At 40.0% G+C, this 1,749-nt stretch carries 1 protein-coding gene and 1 pseudogene; both read right to left on the reverse strand.

The window, feature by feature from the left end; translation table 11 throughout:
- Positions 1-104: 104 nt before the first annotated feature.
- A complete protein-coding gene (gene srtB / locus ACTNBR_RS16340) occupies positions 105-851 on the reverse strand; it encodes a class B sortase (protein ID WP_427808830.1) in 747 nt (248 codons plus the stop codon).
- Positions 848-1,102: pseudogene (locus tag ACTNBR_RS16345) on the reverse strand (hypothetical protein); the annotation flags it as partial. The pseudogene ACTNBR_RS16345 and the gene srtB, both read right to left, overlap by 4 nt.
- Between the last annotated feature and the right edge of the window lie 647 nt (positions 1,103-1,749).

A 1,749-nucleotide genomic window follows, 5' to 3' on the forward strand; every position in this document is an offset into this window, starting at 1 on the left:
TCCCCTTGCCTTTCGTATTTGCCGCCCAGTTCCTCAAATAATGATTTTGCCATTGTCTGTTACCTCCACATTCTTTTTTATTTTGAATGTCCGCAAAATCCGTCCTACATCCCAACTACAACCATCCGGCCGTTTTTATGACTGTACTCACAAGTAGACAGGGTAAGTAACTGATCCCCATATTCAGCCATGACTCCTGTGTTGTAATAGGACTTCTTTATACAAATATCAACAAAGTTTTTATATTCCAGAAGCGTTTCTGCCTTAGTAAATGCGTAATACGCAAAATCGTTCCCTGTATAGACAGGAACAGCAAAGCAAGCCATCACCTCATAAATTTCATCGCCATGAAGAGTGCTGTAAATTATCTTTTTATGCTCCTGATAGAAAGATTCGTTCTTATACTTATCAAGATCTGCAAACATTGCACCACTGTTCATGTGATGACCGTAAATGATCAGGTTATCAAAATTCTCCGGGTCACAAATCTCAGCAATAAAAGGAGTTCCACTTATGTCATATTTCTGGTTGAAATTCTTTCTTAAGTAGTAATTCTTTTCTTCCGGATGATACATGACCGGATAATCAATGTGTGTATCCTCAATTTGAATCCACCCTACACAGTCCGGATTCTTTTCATGTAGTTCTAGAAGACCCGGATTGATATTTGGCTCATCCTCTGAGTTATCTTTTGAATTCTCCGGATATTCCTGATCAAATACTTCCCTGATTTCTTCAAATGCTTTATCGCTTTTATGATCTTCCAATTTCATCCCTGCCAGTATGTAGATACTGACAGAGATACAGAAGAGTGAGAGTAGCAACATGATTCCTGAAAAAAGCTTTCTCATGATTTTTGGGAAGCCTCCCATTCTTTTCGGGCTTCCACTTCCTCCGGCTTAGTTGTCATCAGACTGTATAACTTCAAAGATTTATCAAACTTATCCTTGAATGGAATGATGGTGCTTCCATAGAACAGAAGCCCCTCACCTTCACCGGAATTTGTTACATAAGATAACTGGTATGGAGAAATATTCAGCTGTTTTGCAAGAATCTGTCTGTCACCGGCAGCCTGATTGAGCATCAGTATAAAGTCGCTGTTTTATAGTGATAGGTAAGCCTCTGATATCATCTCGGGCTTTTCCCCCACTCCACACCGTGCATGCGACTTTCACCGCACACGGCGTTCCATCGGTTAGTATTTTTCATTGTCTAAACAATCAACCTTTGAATAGAATAAAGACTGTAGTAGTTGAAATAAGATTAAATAGGTTGCATGGAAGCCAACTCACGAAGGTGGTTAACCTTTATAAGCTGTTTGTTATCTAGCTGTAGTAAATCCATATATTTGTAAATAGTTTCCGCTTTTGAAGCATGAATGAGTTTATGGACGGAATTCTTTATGAGAATAAGATTCTCATAGGCATCCGTACCGCCTAAATGTCGAGGTAACTTATGATGGCAATGAATTTCCCCAACAGAGGAGAATTCAACACCGGTTATAGCACATTTTCCCCATTGGGCTGAAAAGAGAGATATTCGATTGTCTGCGTATTCCGCACTATTGGAATAGACTGGTTGACGCATGAGAGCCAACATCATAGGGATGTTGATTCTCAGACAGTTGTGAATACCTTCACTGTTGGACAGCGAATTGAGGGAGACGCAAACGACAAATTATTTTTCCGTCCTTTAAAGAATCGACCGCGCAGTCTGGGAGCTAATGGCAGATTGACAGCGATAATACGG

The sequence above is a fragment of the Bariatricus sp. HCP28S3_F11 genome (genome assembly GCF_052065395.1).
GTDB lineage: Bacteria > Bacillota > Clostridia > Lachnospirales > Lachnospiraceae > Allocoprococcus.

Excerpts from the sequence above, each read along its gene's own strand:
- srtB (WP_427808830.1), bottom strand. The coding sequence starts at position 851 with ATGAGAAAGCTTTTTTCAGGAATCATGTTGCTACTCTCACTCTTCTGT.